Origin of the sequence: Nostoc sp. (assembly GCF_041747015.1) — a bacterium.
In the GTDB taxonomy this organism is placed as follows: domain Bacteria; phylum Cyanobacteriota; class Cyanobacteriia; order Cyanobacteriales; family Nostocaceae; genus Nostoc.
Map to the genome: position 1 here is coordinate 1 of NZ_JBGTFY010000236.1, position 17,729 is coordinate 17,729.

At 41.5% G+C, this 17,729-nt stretch carries 19 protein-coding genes; 7 read left to right on the forward strand and 12 right to left on the reverse strand.

Going from position 1 to position 17,729, the window contains the following annotated elements; genetic code table 11:
- Positions 1-200: 200 nt before the first annotated feature.
- Positions 201-851: a cofactor assembly of complex C subunit B gene (locus ACEW80_RS19075; protein ID WP_373528098.1), complete on the forward strand. Its 651-nt coding sequence runs from the start codon at positions 201-203 to the stop codon at positions 849-851.
- 108 nt (positions 852-959) lie between these two features.
- Here ACEW80_RS19075 and ACEW80_RS19080 read toward each other — a convergent pair whose 3' ends face one another.
- On the reverse strand, positions 960-1,874 hold the full coding sequence (locus ACEW80_RS19080; RefSeq protein WP_373528099.1) for a M48 family metallopeptidase: 915 nt from the start codon (positions 1,872-1,874) through the stop codon (positions 960-962).
- 240 nt (positions 1,875-2,114) lie between these two features.
- Between ACEW80_RS19080 and ACEW80_RS19085 the strand changes: the two genes are divergently transcribed.
- Positions 2,115-2,633, forward strand: a complete 519-nt coding sequence (locus ACEW80_RS19085) for a DUF456 domain-containing protein (protein ID WP_373528100.1) — start codon at positions 2,115-2,117, stop codon at positions 2,631-2,633.
- Positions 2,634-2,865: 232 nt separating this feature from the next.
- On the opposite strand, the gene ACEW80_RS19090 is transcribed toward ACEW80_RS19085, so the two are convergent.
- The 8 genes from ACEW80_RS19090 to ACEW80_RS19125 all read right to left on the reverse strand — a co-directional run bounded on the left by ACEW80_RS19090 (position 2,866) and on the right by ACEW80_RS19125 (position 12,975).
- Positions 2,866-3,591: an LEVG family PEP-CTERM protein gene (locus ACEW80_RS19090; protein WP_373528101.1), complete on the reverse strand. Its 726-nt coding sequence runs from the start codon at positions 3,589-3,591 to the stop codon at positions 2,866-2,868.
- A 612-nt stretch (positions 3,592-4,203) separates the two neighbouring features.
- Positions 4,204-4,869, reverse strand: coding sequence for a phycobilisome degradation protein NblB (gene nblB, locus ACEW80_RS19095; RefSeq protein WP_373528102.1), 666 nt, complete (start codon positions 4,867-4,869; stop codon positions 4,204-4,206).
- A gap of 185 nt (positions 4,870-5,054) precedes the next feature.
- Positions 5,055-5,519 carry a CBS domain-containing protein gene (locus ACEW80_RS19100; RefSeq protein WP_373528103.1) on the reverse strand — a complete coding sequence of 155 codons (465 nt, stop codon included), beginning with the start codon at positions 5,517-5,519 and terminating at the stop codon, positions 5,055-5,057.
- A gap of 127 nt (positions 5,520-5,646) precedes the next feature.
- Complete coding sequence (gene mutT / locus ACEW80_RS19105; RefSeq protein WP_373528104.1) at positions 5,647-6,063, reverse strand: 8-oxo-dGTP diphosphatase MutT; 417 nt, start codon at positions 6,061-6,063, stop codon at positions 5,647-5,649.
- Between the two features lie 390 nt (positions 6,064-6,453).
- Positions 6,454-6,798, reverse strand: coding sequence for a DUF760 domain-containing protein (locus tag ACEW80_RS19110; protein WP_373528105.1), 345 nt, complete (start codon positions 6,796-6,798; stop codon positions 6,454-6,456).
- Positions 6,799-7,119: 321 nt separating this feature from the next.
- Complete coding sequence (locus tag ACEW80_RS19115) at positions 7,120-8,076, reverse strand: RNA polymerase sigma factor, RpoD/SigA family (RefSeq protein ID WP_373528106.1); 957 nt, start codon at positions 8,074-8,076, stop codon at positions 7,120-7,122.
- Positions 8,077-8,643: 567 nt separating this feature from the next.
- Positions 8,644-11,910, reverse strand: coding sequence for a carbamoyl-phosphate synthase large subunit (gene carB / locus ACEW80_RS19120; RefSeq protein WP_373528107.1), 3,267 nt, complete (start codon positions 11,908-11,910; stop codon positions 8,644-8,646).
- Positions 11,911-12,420: 510 nt separating this feature from the next.
- Positions 12,421-12,975, reverse strand: a complete 555-nt coding sequence (locus ACEW80_RS19125) for a Dps family protein (protein ID WP_292766430.1) — start codon at positions 12,973-12,975, stop codon at positions 12,421-12,423.
- Between the two features lie 428 nt (positions 12,976-13,403).
- Between ACEW80_RS19125 and ACEW80_RS19130 the strand changes: the two genes are divergently transcribed.
- Both ACEW80_RS19130 and ACEW80_RS19135 read left to right on the forward strand, forming a co-directional pair.
- Positions 13,404-13,661 carry an Asr1405/Asl0597 family protein gene (locus tag ACEW80_RS19130; RefSeq protein WP_373528108.1) on the forward strand — a complete coding sequence of 86 codons (258 nt, stop codon included), beginning with the start codon at positions 13,404-13,406 and terminating at the stop codon, positions 13,659-13,661.
- A gap of 64 nt (positions 13,662-13,725) precedes the next feature.
- Positions 13,726-14,376, forward strand: a complete 651-nt coding sequence (locus ACEW80_RS19135; RefSeq protein ID WP_373528109.1) for a (2Fe-2S) ferredoxin domain-containing protein — start codon at positions 13,726-13,728, stop codon at positions 14,374-14,376.
- Positions 14,377-14,638: 262 nt separating this feature from the next.
- Here ACEW80_RS19135 and ACEW80_RS19140 read toward each other — a convergent pair whose 3' ends face one another.
- Positions 14,639-14,860: an ATP-binding protein gene (locus tag ACEW80_RS19140; RefSeq protein WP_373528110.1), complete on the reverse strand. Its 222-nt coding sequence runs from the start codon at positions 14,858-14,860 to the stop codon at positions 14,639-14,641.
- 343 nt (positions 14,861-15,203) lie between these two features.
- Here ACEW80_RS19140 and tumA point away from each other — a divergent pair, with 343 nt between their 5' ends.
- On the forward strand, positions 15,204-15,434 hold the full coding sequence (gene tumA / locus ACEW80_RS19145; protein WP_196515916.1) for an antitoxin TumA: 231 nt from the start codon (positions 15,204-15,206) through the stop codon (positions 15,432-15,434).
- Entirely contained in the window at positions 15,424-15,828 is a 405-nt protein-coding gene (gene tumE, locus ACEW80_RS19150) for a toxin TumE (RefSeq protein ID WP_373528111.1), read from the forward strand. The genes tumA and tumE overlap by 11 nt, the downstream gene beginning before the upstream one ends.
- Before the next feature lie 32 nt (positions 15,829-15,860).
- On the opposite strand, the gene ACEW80_RS19155 is transcribed toward tumE, so the two are convergent.
- Positions 15,861-17,171, reverse strand: a complete 1,311-nt coding sequence (locus ACEW80_RS19155) for a Rid family detoxifying hydrolase (RefSeq protein WP_373528112.1) — start codon at positions 17,169-17,171, stop codon at positions 15,861-15,863.
- Complete coding sequence (locus tag ACEW80_RS19160; RefSeq protein ID WP_373528113.1) at positions 17,150-17,365, reverse strand: hypothetical protein; 216 nt, start codon at positions 17,363-17,365, stop codon at positions 17,150-17,152. Before ACEW80_RS19160 ends, ACEW80_RS19155 begins: the two co-directional genes overlap by 22 nt.
- A 25-nt stretch (positions 17,366-17,390) precedes the next feature.
- On the opposite strand from ACEW80_RS19160, the gene ACEW80_RS19165 reads away from it, so the two are divergent.
- On the forward strand, positions 17,391-17,702 hold the full coding sequence (locus tag ACEW80_RS19165) for a hypothetical protein (RefSeq protein ID WP_373528114.1): 312 nt from the start codon (positions 17,391-17,393) through the stop codon (positions 17,700-17,702).
- The last annotated feature ends 27 nt before the right edge of the window (positions 17,703-17,729 follow it).

The following is a 17,729-nucleotide window of genomic DNA, read 5'->3' on the forward strand; positions in this document are numbered from 1 at the left end:
TAGCATCCAGAGGTTCAAAAACCTTGCACTTTCGTCGGCGAGCGCCGGGCAAATTGGGAAACTAAGCGACGAAACTACTATTTTGTAAGCTGTGTGGCTTCTAGATTCGCTCTGGAGACTTATTCAGCAAGCCCTAACTAATTAATGCCCAATGCCCAATGCCCAATACCCCATGCCCCATGCCCCATGCCCAATAACCAATGACTAAACCTGATCCTAATCGAGTTTTACGGCGTCTACCCATTGTCGTCGGTGGGCTAGGCGCTGTGCTTTTGCTAATTAACCGTTTGTTGACACCAGAATTAACTCAATCCCAATCGCGTGGTGATGTGGTGGGTGTGATTTTGAGCGCAGTGTTAATTTTGACGGGTTTAATTTGGCAGCAAGTTCAGCCGCGATCGCCTGATACTGTAGAACTAATTGGAGAAGAAGGTTTTGTACTAGCAGCAGACTTACCAGAAGCCGTGAAAATTGAGCTAGCCTGGGCATCTCATTTATTGTTGACTAATACAGTAACGCGATCGCTTGTGGTTTTTTATGAAGGTAAAGTTTTGTTGCGTCGCGGGATTCTGGGTACTAAATCTGAAGTTGTACCAGGAGTAATCTTAAAACAAGTACTCGAAAAACAAAAGCCGATTTATCTAGTTGCGCTAAAAATATATCCAGGTAGGCTTGAATTTGATTATTTACCAGAAAATACCCAAGGTGTAATTTGTCAACCTATTGGCAACCAAGGTGTTTTAATTTTGGCAGCAAATGCTCCTCGCAGTTACACCAAACAAGATGAAAATTGGATTGCCGGAATTGCTGATAAATTAGCCGTTACTCTTAGCTCGACTTTATCCAACTAAGCAACCTAACCTAAATTAGGGTTGGTCATCTATCACAATAATTTGTAATTATTACCTCAAATTGACTTGCTCCTATCTATAATTAATTACGAATTACGAATTATTAAGTCACCAAGAAGTTAAAAAATTCCACCCTTCCTTTTCTTCCGGTGTCTTTCCTTCTTTTTCTTCAGATTCTTCCGGTGTCTTTAAATTTGTTTGTTGAATTAAATTATCATATTCTCCTGAATCAACCCATTTTAATAACTCGCCAGTCCGCATAACTACCCAAGAAAGCCCAGATTCCGTGTAACTTAATATTTTTGTGATCTGATCCAGATTATCAAAATTATTGGATGCAAACTCGCGGGCTTGGGCAAGGAAATCTTCGATTACAGGAGTAGTCAAATAATCATGTGGCAAACCTGCAAGTTTCATTAGTGTAGTGGTTGCCACACCAACATCCTGACAAGCCAACAAACCAGCACGATCAGCACTGAACCTGGACATCATTCGCCAATTATACAAAGCCAATTCCACTCCACTGGCTACCAAGCCACCAAACCCAAATGTGTTACTGCTCAACAAATTTTTCAAAGTTGGCATAACAATTGCCATTTGGTGATAAACCATATCGTGACTTTTAATCCGAGTAACTTCGTGTCCCAAAACGTAAAGCAACTCATTCGTGCCAAGCCACTCCATTGCATCTAAATTGATACCGACAATAGGTTTTTCTACCCCAACAATATAGGTTTGAATGTAACCTGTACCTCGAAACAGATACAGTTCAGGAAGTGGAGCAACATCAAGAATTTGGCAGGTTTCTACAAGTGCTTGATGTAATTGGGGAAAATTACGGGGCGAAATTCTGATTTCACTACCGAGGCTTTGCAGTCTGAGTAAGCGATCTATGCCGTATTCGTTAATTTTTTTGAGTAGCAAGGAGACACCGGGCATATTTTGCAAAGAAGCTAAAGCTTTGCGATCAAAGGGGTGTTCGTAGGTTTCGGAACTTAGTCCAGTTAATATTTTTCTCGTCATGGATTTTGAGCTTTCAAATAGCAGTTTAGGAAGCATTAGGCGACAGGAAGGCGCGGCTACACAAACCTAGTAAGCACGGCGCAAATCCAGCTACTATCTCAATTAACAAGACTTGGGGCTTAAGTCCCTTGTGAAAGGTAGTACTAAGCATTTGTCACCATCTTGCCCAGATAGAATATACAGTAGGGGCGCACAGATGTGTACCCATATTCGGAAATTTGGAAATTTACAACCCTATCTATGCAAATTATTTATTGGCTATTAGTTGCCGTAATGCTTGTGGGTATCATTGGTGCTGTGGTTCCTGCCATTCCTGGTAGCAGTTTAATTTTAATCGCAATTATCATCTGGGGAGTCGTTAGTAATTCCTTTGCGGCGATCAAGATTCCCCTAATTGTGACAATTATCGTTTTGTTTCTCAGTATTGGAGTGGATTTTTTAGCTAGCTATGTGGGAGCAAGACAAGCTGGAGCCAGCAAGTGGGGGCAAATTGGCGCAATTGTCGGTTTGGTAGTGGGATTTTTGGGATTATTACCTACATTGCCTTTCGGGGGTCCACTGTTAGGAATTTTACTAGGGCCGCTTTTGGGAGCAATTATTGGTGAGTATCTTTACCGACGTGAATTAGGGTTGGCGGTTAAGGCGGGTATAGGAATTGTAGTCGGATCTTTGGTTGGAAATTTGATTCAAGGGTTGTTAGCGATCGCAGCAGTTACAGTTTTTCTAGTAACAACTTGGTCACAAGTATTTAGTACTTAGAAATTAATCAAAAATTTTCCACTACAACTAGATTTAGGCAGACAAAAAAATGGAGTAGAAAAGAATAACTAATTGTCATAATTAGTTATTCTTTTTTACCCCACTTAAAAGTGAAAGAAAAGTATTCTCTAGAAAAACAGAGGCACAAAACTGGATAAATTTTATATTCAAAGAGTTAAATTCAAAATCAATTATTTTTTTAATTTTGAATTTGAGCGTTGCGACCTAAAGCTTAAACTGTTTGTGAAGCCTTTTTGCGTTTTTGTAAGCCGGACAAAGCTGCTAATCCCAAAACAGCTAAACTCATAGCGGTTCCTGGTTCAGGTACAGTTTTATTAACGTCCAAGCGAACACCATCACCAGTGGTGAATATACCACCAATATTACCCAGTTTGACCTCAAAGGAATTGACATTTGTCAGGGTAACTTTTTGGATATTGCTATTACCACCTGGAGAAATTATTCCTGCAAAAGGATTACCATTAACTTGCACAATAGAAGTACCTATGTCTTCCACATCAAAGAATGATAGTACTAACTCGCTAATTTGGCTAGTAAAGTCAAATCTGAACTGACCAACTTCTAACTTACCATCTTCAACTAAACCACCGTCAGAATTTCTAGCTACAGGACGGAACCAATTTTGCCCTGCAATTGGGTTAGTTCCTCCATCTATTTTATCGAATGAAAAACTACCATAATTATTGTTTGTTGCACTATCATCACTAAATAACAAACTTGGCAAGTAGGCTGTATTATAACTTTCACTGCTTACTGTATAACCATAAGGCACGGTATCAATACAAGTACCAGTAAAACAAATGGGATTTGTGAGCTGAATTTCCCCTTCTGTTGTAGGAACTAAAGAAACAGCTTGAGCTTTAGATATACCACCAACTAGACTTAAGCTCAGAGTTGATGCGGCAAGTGTAGCAGCTAGAATAGTGAACTTTTTCATGAGATTCTCTCCTGTAATTAGTAATACTTTAGGTAAACGTTTAGTGCGTCTTCCTTGGTATATTCGTATATTAACTAGGAATTTACCTAAGTGCATCTACTCCCGTACATTGTTCACATAATCTTTACCAATGAATGGCTCAATATAAATATTGATAGAATAAATACGGGTAACGAAGATTTTTTATTACATCGAATTTTATTAAAAAGTAACAAATAATACCAGGATAAATTTTTTACTCTATCTTTACTCAAAAATCAAAAATTTTTTATAAAGGAATTTAAAAAACAATAAACTTAAAATTAAGGTGAGTTCGACAAACCTCTCCCTGCCTTGAACTTTGGTTCAAGTCTGTCCCTCGGCGACTCGGAGAGAAATATTTTGCCCCGGAAGATCCCCAAGCCCCTTGAAAAGAGCGGCTCAATTTCCTCCTTTTTAAGTCCCGTTAGGAGGATTAAGACTTAACCCAAGCGTATTGCGCTATAAGCTATTGGTCTGATTTTTGAAAAATAAAAACCCCTCCACAATCGGAAAGGGGTTTAGGAGTACAGAAACTTAAAAGAAAGGCTGTAGAGGGGCTGTTTTAATCGTTAGCTTGTCTAAGGTATAGATTTAAGCTGACTGCAAAGATTTTCTAGCTTCAGTTGCGATCGCTTCTACTTCATCATTAGCCAGAGTTTCTAATATAGATTTAGCTTCTGCACTACCTAAATGAATCAAGGCTTGTACAACTCTGTAACGGATTTGCCAATCTGGATTAGTAGCATAAGGAGCCAAGAGGGGAACTGCTTCTATATTTCCCAACTCACCAAGAGAACTAATAGCAGCAGTTTGGACTAATTCATTATCTGATGAGAGTGCCTGTTTGAGTAGTTCAAAAGCTCGTGGATCGCCCAACTCTCCTAATGTAGCAATAATACTGAATTGTATTAGCCATTCAGGGGTTGTATGGTAGAGTTGCTGCAAGTCTTCAAAAGCTTCATGTAACTTAAGAGCGCCCAAACAGTCTGCTGCTGCTGCTTGTACATCTACTTCGGGGTCATTAAGCAAGCGATCGCGTAAAATATCCAAAGATAACTGTAAATTCTGCCCTCCGAGTGTATCCATTTGACTCACCGCTGAGTAACGGACACGGGAATTGCGATCGCCAATGGCACTTTGAATCAATTCAAAGCCGATCGCAGGTTCCAGTTGACGGATTTGATTTACTGCTCGCAGGCGATCGCCTAAATCCTCAGAACTGAGCAATTGCTTAACAGACTCCGGAGTAATGCTCATTTAGTTATCCTTAATTTTCAAAAGTGTAAAAAAAAGAGTCATTAGTCAAGTGTCACAAAACTTTTATAGCGTTTCCTAATCACATGAGGTACATCATAGCCCCCTCTCGAAGAGCGGGGAGGGGGTGGGGTTCTTGTACCTCACTCAACTGAGAACCGCTATAACTAATGACTAATAACAACTGACTAATCTTGACTGGCTGCCATTGCCCGAATAATATCACCACGAGTCAGGATACCAATTACTTGATCCGCACTGTCAAGTACTGGCAAGCGGTGAACGCTGCGATCGTGCATGATTGTAGCAGCTTCCCTTAAAGTTTTATCAGGGGAAATAGTGATCGGGTTTTTACTCATCACCTCACCAACGGTTTGCCCTAATGCCTTGTGCAAGTCACGTTCATATGTAGCAGGATTTTTTAAATAAATAACGCTATCAAGAAACATGATATATGCAGGTGGAGTAACACCAGTTTCTTGCCACATCAAATCGGTTTCCGAGATAATGCCCACCAATTTACCAACATCATCCACAACAGGGAGTCCGCTGATATGGCGTTCTGCGAGAATTTGGATAGCTTCCTTGAGCGGGGTTTGCGATCGCACGACAATTGGATCGTGGCTCATCACATCAGCAACGGTTTTAGGCATCTGTTTGACTCACACCTTTTATCAAAGTCTCTCCGCTTATTGTAGAAAATTACGGGACTCAACCTGATGCAATTAATAGATTGTTACGGTATTGGGGATTGGACATTGAGTATTCAAAAAATCTTTCCTAGTCCCTATTCTCTTTTAAAGCAGCAATAATTTGAATATTCGCTTTCGGAAAAGTGAACTTTTCGAGTTCTTCCAAGCTTACCCAGCGAATTTCATCGCATTCTAAAGGTTGGGGAATACCTGTAATATGGCGGCAATGATGTACTGTGAGGGTAACGCGCAAGTCTGTATAAGTGTGATCAATAGTGATCAGATGCTCTCCCACTTCAATCACTATTCCCAGTTCTTCGGAAATTTCCCGTTGAATACACTCGCTGATAGTTTCACCAGGCTCAATTTTACCACCAGGAAATTCCCACAAACCACCCATCACTCCTTCTGGACGACGGCGATCAATTAAAATTTGCTCTTGATCGTTCCAAATTACGGCAACACCAATGATTTTATGGGGTGGGAGAGAGGTGATTTCACTCATAATATTGATTGACAAGAGGCGGAGATAAGGGAGACTAATGATTAATAACAAAACTCGGCAGACTAGTTTTAACTCTGCCGAGTTTAGATTTATTGCGAAGTTCATTTATCCCTATTAGTTTATCCACAAATATGTATTAATCATTTAGAAATACACCTGTAGATAACCAAATCCAAAAGTTCCCTCGTTACTCTCCAACAACCTCTGCGCTCCTTTTGGTTCAAATTTCTGTATTAATTCGTCACTGTTTGAGATTTTTTCAAAAAATTTAGCTGATGCCTGATTTGGAATTAGACCAAAGATTTGCCAAAGGCTTATTTTCAATTCATATCGCCGTGGCTACGACTAGCTATCAGCCCAACAATATAGAATTTCCCAAATTTTGCATTTCTAGTCAATTTCGCTATTGTTATTTTCAGTTCCTTGTAGAGAGATTTCAAAATCCATTCTCTGTTCAGCATTACGCAAGAAATAACCACTAATCATCGCAGAGGCGAGAAGCCGACCTAAATTTTCCCGATTTGTGGTTACAGTAACGCCAAAGTGTTCTGAAGGTAGATTTCCCAACAGTCCGGTAATATTACGTTCCATTACCTGAAAAACCTCGGCAGACGTGGGTTTGGATAGCTTAGTAACTGTTTCCGGACTCAAAGATTTGACGTACTGCCATAGTAAATCGCTAGTTTCTGATTCGCTATTGAAAAATTCTGAGACGCGATTGGATGAGTTACTCATTTTTTACCTACCTTAACTACCACTGCTGGCTGCGGTGTTTGTGATTTTAATACTGAATGCTTGTCTTGGATTTGACTTAGCTAGCATATTTGTCTTCCTGCAAACTAATGTAACAAGCTAGCTTTGTTGTGTAAGTCGGTGTAACCGTACCAAAGGCAGCGTATTTTCTCACCAATTGATCATTTATCCTTTGTAAATAAATAGTGACAAATAGAGAAGTCTAAGCGGAGGCTTGCGCGATTAGAACTTCTCCACCTCTCCTAAGGAAGACGCTGCGCGTAGCTTGCTTCCCTGTTCGCGCAGCGGTACGGCGACTAATCACTAACTTGCCAAATATTCATCCATATTCGCTTTAGACTTCCGAAGTTTGGTTAAGGCTTCCCGCTCAATTTGTCGGACTCGTTCGCGGCTGATATTCAGTATTTCACCGATTCTTGCAAGAGTCAGCGCTTGCCCATCAGTTAACCCAAAGCGCAGGGTAATTACTTCCCTTTGTTGTGGCGTCAGGTCGCCCATCAACCGATCTAAGTCATAAGATAGGGAAGCTTGCATAACAAACTCTTCTGGAGAAGCTCCTGGATCTTCCAGCATTTCTCCGAGTTCGGTGTCGTAATTATCACCCAGCCGCAAATCTAAGGAAAGGGGCAAACGCGCCTTTTCTAGATACTCTCGGACTTGTTTGGGAGTTAATTCTAGCTCTTCGGCTAGCTCACCAGGTGTAGGAGCGCGTCCCAATTTTTGAGACAATTGACGCTGTGCTTTTTTAATTTTATTTAATTTTTCGGTTATGTGGATAGGCAGGCGAATGGTGCGAGCTTTTTCGGCTATAGCACGGGTGATAGCTTGCCGAATCCACCAATAGGCATAGGTAGAAAACCTGTAGCCTTTGGTGGGGTCAAACTTTTCTACACCCCGTTGCATACCAATACTACCTTCTTGAATCAAGTCTAGTAAATCGACGTTGCGTTTTATGTATTTTTTGGCAACGGAGACTACCAGCCGCAAATTGGCTTCTACCATCTTACGCTTGGCAATCTCACCATCAGCGATCGCTTCGTTCAACTCTGCTGGTTCTAGATTTGTCGCTTTTGCCCACTCTTCTAGAGTCGGTTGACGACCTAACTGAATGATAAGATATTCCCTCGATTCGTGCAAAGCGCTAAAACGTTGCACTTGTTTACCATAGAAAATCTCCTCCTCGTGTGTTAAGAGTGGCACACGGCCAATCTCACGCAGGTATGTCCGCACGAGGTCTGTGGCTGTTTGAGCGGTCTTCATGGCGCTACTCTTTGGTAATGATGGATTTGGCGGTAGGGTCATTAAGGGATAGATACTTTGTTGGGTGCTACCCAGTCAGACTGGGAACCCATACTACGATTGGCAACTTACGCGCCCGATAAACACGTAGCGCTCATAATAATCAATTTGGGCTTCTTAACTGCTAGAAGTTACAGTTATTTCCTACTTTCCACAAGTATCTACAGTTAGATAAAAGGTAGCTTCTTAAACATTTTTTTATTGGAACCTTATTAATAATTGTAACATTTATGAGAATGTTTTGGCTATATAGCTACATTAAATTTCCTGGATGCTCCAGGTCATGCAATATAGACCTTTCTCTCAAAGCTGACTAGTAGTCAATTTAAGAAATTATCTCGTTCAAATAAGCTTCCTCATATTTGTTAAGATATCTTACTGAGAACTATAATCATTATCTTATAAGAATTGTTTAATCTTTCTGAGGCATTGGGCATTGGGTATTGAGCATTGGGCATTGGGCATGGGGCATGGGGCATGGGGCATGGGGCATGGTTATTCTCCTTGTCCCCCCCCACTCCCCACTCCCTACTCCCTCACGATCGCACAGTATTCTTGGATGGTTTTTACGTCCAAAGTTGTATTTTGTAAAGAACGGATGGCGGCGACGGTAGCTTTTGCGCCGGCGATGGTAGTAATAATGGGAATTTTGTAAGCTGAGGCTGTGCGGCGGATTAACCTAGCATCAGTGTGAGCTTCTTCCCCTGATGGTGTGTTGATAATGAGTTGAATTTTCTGGTTTTTGATTGCATCTAGGACATGGGGACGGCCTTCATGGAGTTTTAGCACCAACTCAATATTTAACCCCTGTTCTAGAAGAACTTGCCGTGTACCAAGGGTAGCCATAACTTTAAAGCCCAAATCGATAAATTCCTTCACCACAGCACCGGCAGACGCTTTATCGCGATCGCTCATTGATACAAATACGGTTCCCGTCAGTGGTAAACGCTCTCCAGCACCTAATTCTGCTTTGGCAAAAGCCCGCCCAAAGTCGCTGTCAATCCCCATCACCTCACCAGTGGAGCGCATTTCTGGGCCTAATATCGTATCAGTTCCTGGGAATTTATTAAAGGGTAATACTGCTTCTTTGACGGCAATATGCGTGGGAATGACTTCCTCTGTGAAATGTAGCTCCTCTAAAGTTTTACCCGACATAATTAAGGATGCTAATTTCGCCAACTGTACGCCCGTTGCTTTAGAAACAAAAGGGACTGTACGGGAGGCGCGGGGGTTGGCTTCCAGAATGTAAACTTGGGGAGAATAGCCACTTGCGCCAACAACGGCAAATTGAATATTCATCAACCCCACGACTGACAGCGCTTGTGCTAGCTGCACCGTCCAAGTGCGAATTTGATTGAGAACTGCTGGTGATAGGGAAATGGTGGGTAAGGAACAAGCGGAATCTCCTGAGTGAATTCCTGCTTGTTCGATGTGTTCCATGATGCCACCAATCACGACTCGTCCGGTGTGATCAGCGATCGCATCAACATCCACTTCGATGGCATTTTCCAAAAACTTATCAATCAAAATCGGGTGTTCTGGTTCCACCAGTACCGCAAAACTCATGTAGCGTTCCAACTCTGTATCAGAATAAACGATTTCCATCGCCCGTCCCCCTAACACATAGCTAGGACGCACCACCACCGGATAGCCAATTCGTTTGGCGACAATCAGCGCATCTTCGTAAGTACGGGCGATACCATTGGGCGGTTGAGCAATATTCAACTGTTGGAGAATCTTTTCAAACCGCTCCCGGTTTTCTGCCATGTCGATAGAATCTGGTGATGTACCCCAGATTTTAGTGAGCAGTCCTGAAGTGTTATTGCTGAGAAACTCTTGTAAAGGAATAGCCAGCTTCAGCGGGGTTTGTCCGCCAAACTGGATGATCACCCCGACTGGATTTTCAGTTTCGATGATGTTAAGAACATCTTCTTTTGTTAACGGCTCAAAGTAAAGGCGATCGCTGGTATCATAATCTGTCGAAACTGTCTCTGGGTTAGAGTTGACCATAATCGTCTCATACCCCGCTGCCTTCAAAGCATAGGCGGCATGACAACAACAATAATCAAACTCAATTCCCTGGCCAATGCGGTTGGGGCCACCACCCAAAATCAACACTTTTGGCTTGGTTGCTGGCAATACCTCTGTTTCTTCTTCGTAGGTAGAATAGTAGTAGGGGGTAAACGCTTCAAACTCAGCAGCGCAGGTATCTACGGTTTTGTAAACGGGGATAATCCCTAGTGACTTGCGGTAGGTGCGAACTTCATCTTCGGTGGTTTTGGTGGCATAAGCAATCTGGCGATCGCTATATCCGTCCCGCTTCACTTCATAAAGTTGCTCTTTTGTCAATTGCTGCAAAGGTGTCCGCTTGAGGAATTTCTCCACATCTAGCAATTGTTGCAATTTATCTAAGAACCAGCGGTCAATACCAGTGAGTTCGTAGATTTCTTCAATGGTCATCCCTTGCTGCAAGGCATGGCGCACCGCGAAAATGCGATCGGGATTAGGTGTCCGCAGTTGAGCGCGAATTTGTTCACCACTAGGTAATTTTTCGGCTTTATCACAACCCCAGCCAGCGCGTCCGGTTTCGAGCGATCGCAACGCCTTTTGGAAGGATTCGTTGAATGTCCGCCCAATTGCCATTGCTTCCCCGACTGACTTCATTTGGGTTGTCAGCACTGGATCGGAACCGGGGAACTTTTCAAAGGCGAAGCGGGGGATTTTTGTTACCACATAGTCAATTGTCGGCTCAAAGGACGCGGGAGTTTTCTTGGTGATGTCATTTTGAATTTCATTTAGGGTGTAGCCCACAGCCAATTTGGCGGCAATTTTGGCGATCGGGAAACCTGTAGCTTTGGAAGATAAAGCTGAACTGCGGGAAACACGGGGATTCATCTCAATTACAACTACATCCCCATTAACCGGATTGACAGCAAATTGAATATTTGAACCGCCAGTTTCCACACCAATCTCGCGGATGATTTTAATTGCCATATCCCGCAGCCTTTGATATTCTTTATCTGTAAGGGTTTGCGCGGGAGCGACGGTAATCGAGTCGCCGGTGTGGATGCCCATCGGGTCGAGGTTTTCGATGGAGCAGATAATCACCACGTTATCTGCCAAATCACGCATGACTTCGAGTTCGTATTCTTTCCAGCCAAGTAAAGACTGGTCAATGAGAATTTGCGAGACTGGGCTGGCATCTATACCTACCTGTGCCATTTCTTCAAATTCTTCTTGGTTGTAGGCAATACCGCCGCCACTTCCTCCCATTGTGAAAGCTGGACGAATAATTAAAGGATAACTACCAATTTTACGGGCAACAACTTTGGCTTCTGCCAAAGATTCCGCTGTGTCGCTGGGACATACAGCTATGCCGATCCTGGCCATTGCTTGACCGAAAAGTTTTCGATCTTCGGCTTTTTCGATGGCTGGTAGTTTAGCGCCGATTAACTCAACGCCGTACTTTTCCAACACCCCATTTTTGGCTAAAGCAACGGCGAGGTTGAGGGCAGTTTGTCCTCCCATCGTTGGTAGTAGAGCATCAGGGCGTTCTTTCTCGATGACTTTTTCGACCAATTCCGGTGTCAGCGGCTCAATGTAAGTGCGATCGGCTGTTTCCGGGTCGGTCATAATTGTTGCAGGGTTGGAGTTGACCAAAACCACCTCATAGCCTTCTTCTCGCAGCGCTTTGCAGGCTTGAGTGCCAGAGTAGTCAAACTCACAGGCTTGTCCGATCACAATTGGGCCAGAGCCTAACAGTAGAATTTTTCGGAGGTCGTCACGGCGGGGCATAGTAGTTGTCTTGGAGTACGAGAATACAAATCCTGATTATTTTAAGGGTCTTTACCCCCTCTCGTCCTTTTTATTATTAAGTTTTCTAAGTTTGATGACAGAGAGGGAGTGGGGAGTGGGGAGTGGGGAGACAAAGAAAATAAGCAATTCCCAATACCCAACAATTATTTTGTATTCCTAATTTTATTTAATTGTGATGCTCAAATTTCTAAAGCTTTTGCGAATATTTATTATTTAAGCTAGTAAGATTTTGCAACAGATGGTGATTTATTTTGGCATATATCTATCTGATTATTCAGCACAAATAAATTTCTTAACTATAAATATTTATTAAGTAGCTAATTGCCAATTATTTTCAACGTTAAATATATTAAATAAATATGTTTATTTAGATTAAAAATGGCAGAGAAATAGGGATACTGTTCTCTGCCATTTTTTATAATTTTTTAAGAGCTAATGCTGCAAAATTTTTCTTTCAGTCTAGGTAGACAAATCTAGATTATGAGAGTTTTAGCTTTGAGCAGCTTGGACAAACGCTAAGGTCAAGCTGTCTTTAGCGAGGAAGTGAGATAAATGATAAGCACGTTCCTCAGTTTTCAACAAAATCTTTTCGTACAGATAGCGTGTGCCTCGATCGCCTAAACTCTCTGCCTGAGCGGCTTGGCGGCGAATTACGCCAATAATGGCTTGTTCTGCGGCTAGGTCATTTTCTACCATTTGGCGAGAGGAATACACGCCTTCAGATTCTTGCTCAAAACAAGTTAATTCTGCTAATTTGCTGAAGGTCGCTACTGGCACACCACCTAGTCCATCCAAGCGTTCTCCAATTTCATGAACGTGGTCTTGTACTTGGTCGTAGCTTTCGTTAAAAAACTCATGCAGAGAGTAAAATTCTGAACCCTCAACTACAAAATGATGCTTTTGGTACTGCAAGTACAGTGCCTGGAAACTAGCTAATACAACGTTGAATCCTTCTGTGACTGGAGCAGTTACGCTGTGATCCAGTAACACGGGATTGTCATATACATGACCAAAATTCCGTAACAAAGTTTGCGTTTCAGACATTGTTCTCCTCGCTCTTTAGCAGTTATAGATTTTAACTGCTTATTCTTTACATATTAACATTTTAACAATTAAGAGCAAGCCGATTCACCATCACAATATTTTGTATTTTTGCTTATTAAAAGTCTTTATTTTAATGTTTGCAACTTGAGAGCATACTCTCAAGTTGCAAACATTTATCATTATTGTTGACATGAAAACTTAAGTGTGCATATTTTCCAAGGGAGTGGGGAAGACAGTGTAGAATTTTCTCCTTGTCTCCCTATCGATATGTGATCGCTGCAAAAATTTTATTTTTTTCCAAAATTAATGAGAATTGTTTGCACTTAAGCTATGCTTATTTAAGAAACTAGACTCATAAGACCTTCAAAAAGTAGGGAGTTAAATTACGGTGGTTACTGCAAGTTTGTTGCACTTTGAGGGCAATTCTCTTGAAATCATTTAGTTCAGAAATAGAGACAAAGCACCTTGTAGAGGTGAATTGGGCAGACCGCTGGCAAGTCTATCAACGCCTAAAGGAGTTAGACATTCCGTGTAGTTGTGCGCCTAACCAGCCATTGAAAGTTGAAATTAGCTCTCCGACTGCGGCTGTTCAACTTTGGAGTGTGATCCGGCGATTTACAGCCTCTCGTCAAAACCAGCTTTGGACTCTTGAGTGCTGCTGGAGAAGTCGCTACCAACAGTTGTAATCTGTAGCTGCTGCTGAGAATATCTCGCTTGATAGCTTGTACAAGTTAAAAATAGGTAAAAAAAATGAGTGCATCCCAGGTTACAGAAGGATCAGAGTTTTGCCTTGAAGGCAGGTTTATAGATTTTGTTATTAAAGATGGCTACAAGCTTAAAGGCTTACTGCTGAGGACTCATGAGGGTGAGTCTTACATTAAACTTGCTAAACATTTACGGGCTGCTTTTGACTTGCGGTTACAACCTGGGACTTGGCTACAAGTTGCTGGTTACAAAGAGTACGATATAAAAAAAGACAAATTGACACTGAAAGCTGAACGTGTCATGGCGGCGCGTTCTGAGATGGGGAGAGTTGAAACCGCCCCAACACAAGAACCCTCATCTATTGATCATGTCAAGGTAAAATCAGCTAAGACTAAAGCTACGATTTTGGTATGTCAAAAGTCGGATTGTATGAAACGCGGTGGTAAAGCAGTTTGTCAGGCGTTGGAAGCGGCTTTAAGCGATCGCGGTTTAGAAGACCAAGTTACAATCAAGGGCACTGGCTGCATGAAAAACTGTAAAGCTGGGCCAAATCTAGTTATGCCAGACAAAACCCGTCACAGCCGGATTCAAGCATCACAAGTTCCGGCGTTGATGAATCAGCATTTTGTTGACAAGAGTTTAGAAGCACAGCATGAGAATTTAAGGGAAGTAGCGATATTTAATGGCAAACTTTGAGGAAATACTTCATAAAATCTTGACATTTAAACGACAAAGCTTAATAATATCTTCTCAAGTGTGTTCCGTTAATACTCGGCCGTAAAGTCCGCTAGAAGTTTGCAATAAAATCAAAAAACTGGCTTTAATTAAAGCCAGTTTTTTGAGTTAATACCACTATATTTATACAGAATTACATTGAGCGATGCCTGCGGTGGGCTACACCTACGCCTACACTTTGTCATCAAAAGGACACATATTTAAAGGCGATCGCTTAATATTTTTATATTTTTATGCAATCGGGTTGAGACTGCCGCAACAGGGTACTTTTACCAACCCCACCTTGACCCCAAACGTTATACAGAAAAAAATGGCGATCGTCTTCTGGGTGGAAACTCAAATTTTGGCGAAATTGATTTACTTGGTCTTCACGACCCACAAAACCTGATTGTTGACGCTGCTTAAGAATATCTTGTAGACTTTTGGGCTTGTTTTGTGGGTTCATTACAAGATTTAATTTTGGGGCGCTAATGTTTACAGAATAACTACTAAATATACAAGCTGTATTTCGTAATTTACTAAACTTTTTCTAGGTAATTTTTATGCGTTGACCTTTTGAGGCTCGATGTTGACCTTCTGGGGCTAGGCTGGCACTGATGCGATTTTCTGCCATTTTTAATACTCCTTTAGGTTTCTTAACTTCAGTATTCCCAAAGTCGTAGAAGCGATCACTATTGTTGAGAGCTAATTAACAGAGTTTTATCTAGATTTACAATATGATGCTTCTAGAGTCAGAAATTAGAGACTAAAAATGACAGTGTATGCCCTAAAACTGAATGGAGAAATCAATGCGTAAACAAATCATCGAATATACATCTCCATTAGATGCACTGATTGCCCTTACCAAACAGTTAAATACCTATGAAATAAAATACCAAATGAATTCCGAAGAGTTTTTTGCCAAATATAGTCAAGGCGAAACTTCTGACGATGAAGTGTTTGTTGAATGGGCAGCCAATTACCAACATTATCTAGCTCTACACCAAGATATAAAGAGCAAGCTTAGAGATGTCGCGTAAAGTTATCCAAGCCTATTTAGATGAAATTGAGCAACTTTTACTTAACTGCTCTAACAAATACATTGAGGAATATAGTGCAGTAATTTTAACGACACAGAGAGCTAATCTCCGCATTAGAATGCATTTCGCTCTCAAATATTTACTGGCAGTCAGTGAAGCCTTTGTTATTGTAGATAATCAAATTACATATATTGATTACCGCTATCACTTTCAAGATGAGCAAAATATTCTGATTTTTCGTTATGACAGTACACCACACTTTCCCAACTTGCCTAGTTTGCCACACCATAAACATCTTTTCGACAACGTAATTGCTTGCGAAAAGCCACATATAGCCGATGTGCTACAAGAAGTGATGGAGTTTTTAGAGTCAAACCAGAACAATCAAATGTAATCGTTAAAATTTTGCTCATTGATACGTTCCTTCTAACCGCCAATTACAGCGATCGCATCAATTTCTACTAACACATCTTTAGGTAAGCGCGATACCTGAACACAAGCCCGCGCTGGGGCTGTATCTTCCGGGAAATATTTAGCATATACGGCATTCACCGCCGCAAAATCATTCATATCAGCTAGAAATACAGTGGTTTTCACGACATCTTGAAAAGTCGCACCGGCTGCTGTGAGAATGGCTTCAAGGTTAGCTATTACTTGCTCAGTTTGCTTTTTGACATCATCAGTGTAGACGACATCACCAAGGCGGGGATCGATGGCAATTTGTCCAGCTATGAATACAAATTGACCGGAAGCTGCGATCGCTTGATTATAAGGGCCGACTGGTGCGGGTGCGTTATCAGTACGAATTACTTTACGAGTCATAGATATTACTTTCTCTAACGATGTTTCTTGTTTACCGATTTCTGCTTCAGCTGCGATCGGCTTGTAGACTTCTCCATCTGGCATTATCGCACCAGTTAGGTCAGCATCTTGAAGGTTTGCTGCGTAAATGTTAGCTCCAGTTAAATCTACCTTCTTTAGGTTTGCCTCGTTTAGATTCGCGTTCATCAAATCTACTTTTTGCAGTTCTGCTTTTTCTAAATTTGCCCCTTTTAGGCAGGTGTTTCTAAAACTTACGCCTATGAGATTTGCTGCACCTAGATCAGCCTCAGCCAGATTCATACCAGACAAATCCTTTTGCTGCCAATTAACACCCCCAATCTTGGCTCCCTGCAAATTAGTATCTTTGAGTATCACACTAGTTAGGTTTGCTTGACTCAAATCAGATCCAAACAAGTTAGCTCCACTTAAATTAGCACTAGTGAGGTTAGCTCTAACGACTTTTGCTTCATTCAAGGATGCGTCGGTTAAGTTTGCAGAATTGAGTGATGCTCCACTCAAGTTGGCGTTATCTAGGTTGGCGTTAGTGAAATTAGCGTTATTCAGGACTGCTTCACTAAAGTTTGCATTCTTCAAGCTAGCGTTACTTAAGTTTCCATGACTGATATTTGCCTTACTGAAGTCAGTACCATTTAAATCTGCCCAACTCAAATTTAAACGATAACTTTCCACTAAACCACTTAAATTTGCACGTATCAAAGATACTCTGGTAAGATTTGTGCCTTCAAGATATGCCTCACTCAGGTTGGCATCATTCAAATCTGCTCCCGTCAAATCTGCACTTTTTAGGTTTATACAACTCAGATTTGCACCTTTGAGGTCTACTCCTCTCAGATTTACTGAATCAAACTTCCGTTGACCTTGTGCGTATTTCTCTAAAAGTTCTTTAGCATCCATAATGCACCTTTAAATACCATTGACACAGTATAATCACAAAAACTTTGTGTCACAGGTATTCCTCTCCCCTCTTCCTTCGCGCCCTTTGCGCCTTCGCGGTTCGTTCCTCTTACCCCAACCTCAGATATACCCCATAATGCCATCAAGTCAGCATCGCGATCGCACTCGTATAATACTGTTACGATAAGCTGCAAAACATCATTTATCAATAAACGCAGGATGAATATTAAAGAACTACTGCTCCAAGAAATTGAATCATCCTCAGATATTCTACTAACCCAAACACTAGATTTTTTGCGTTTTCTCAAGACAAAACCAGGAACCGAGGAAATATCTCTTGACCTGTCAACGGAAAAAAATGATGATACTTCCAGTCATAAAACGAAACCAGAAATACAAGAAGCAACACCAATTCTGAGAGGATGTTTGAAAAGTCCTCAAGCGTGTGTTTCACTACCCTGGCTACCGAGAAACTGCTACGAGAGAATCGGAGTTTTGGGATTTGAGATCGCGCTCCTGAGTCGCACTTGAGGCTCAAGCCAACCCTTTTCAAACAAC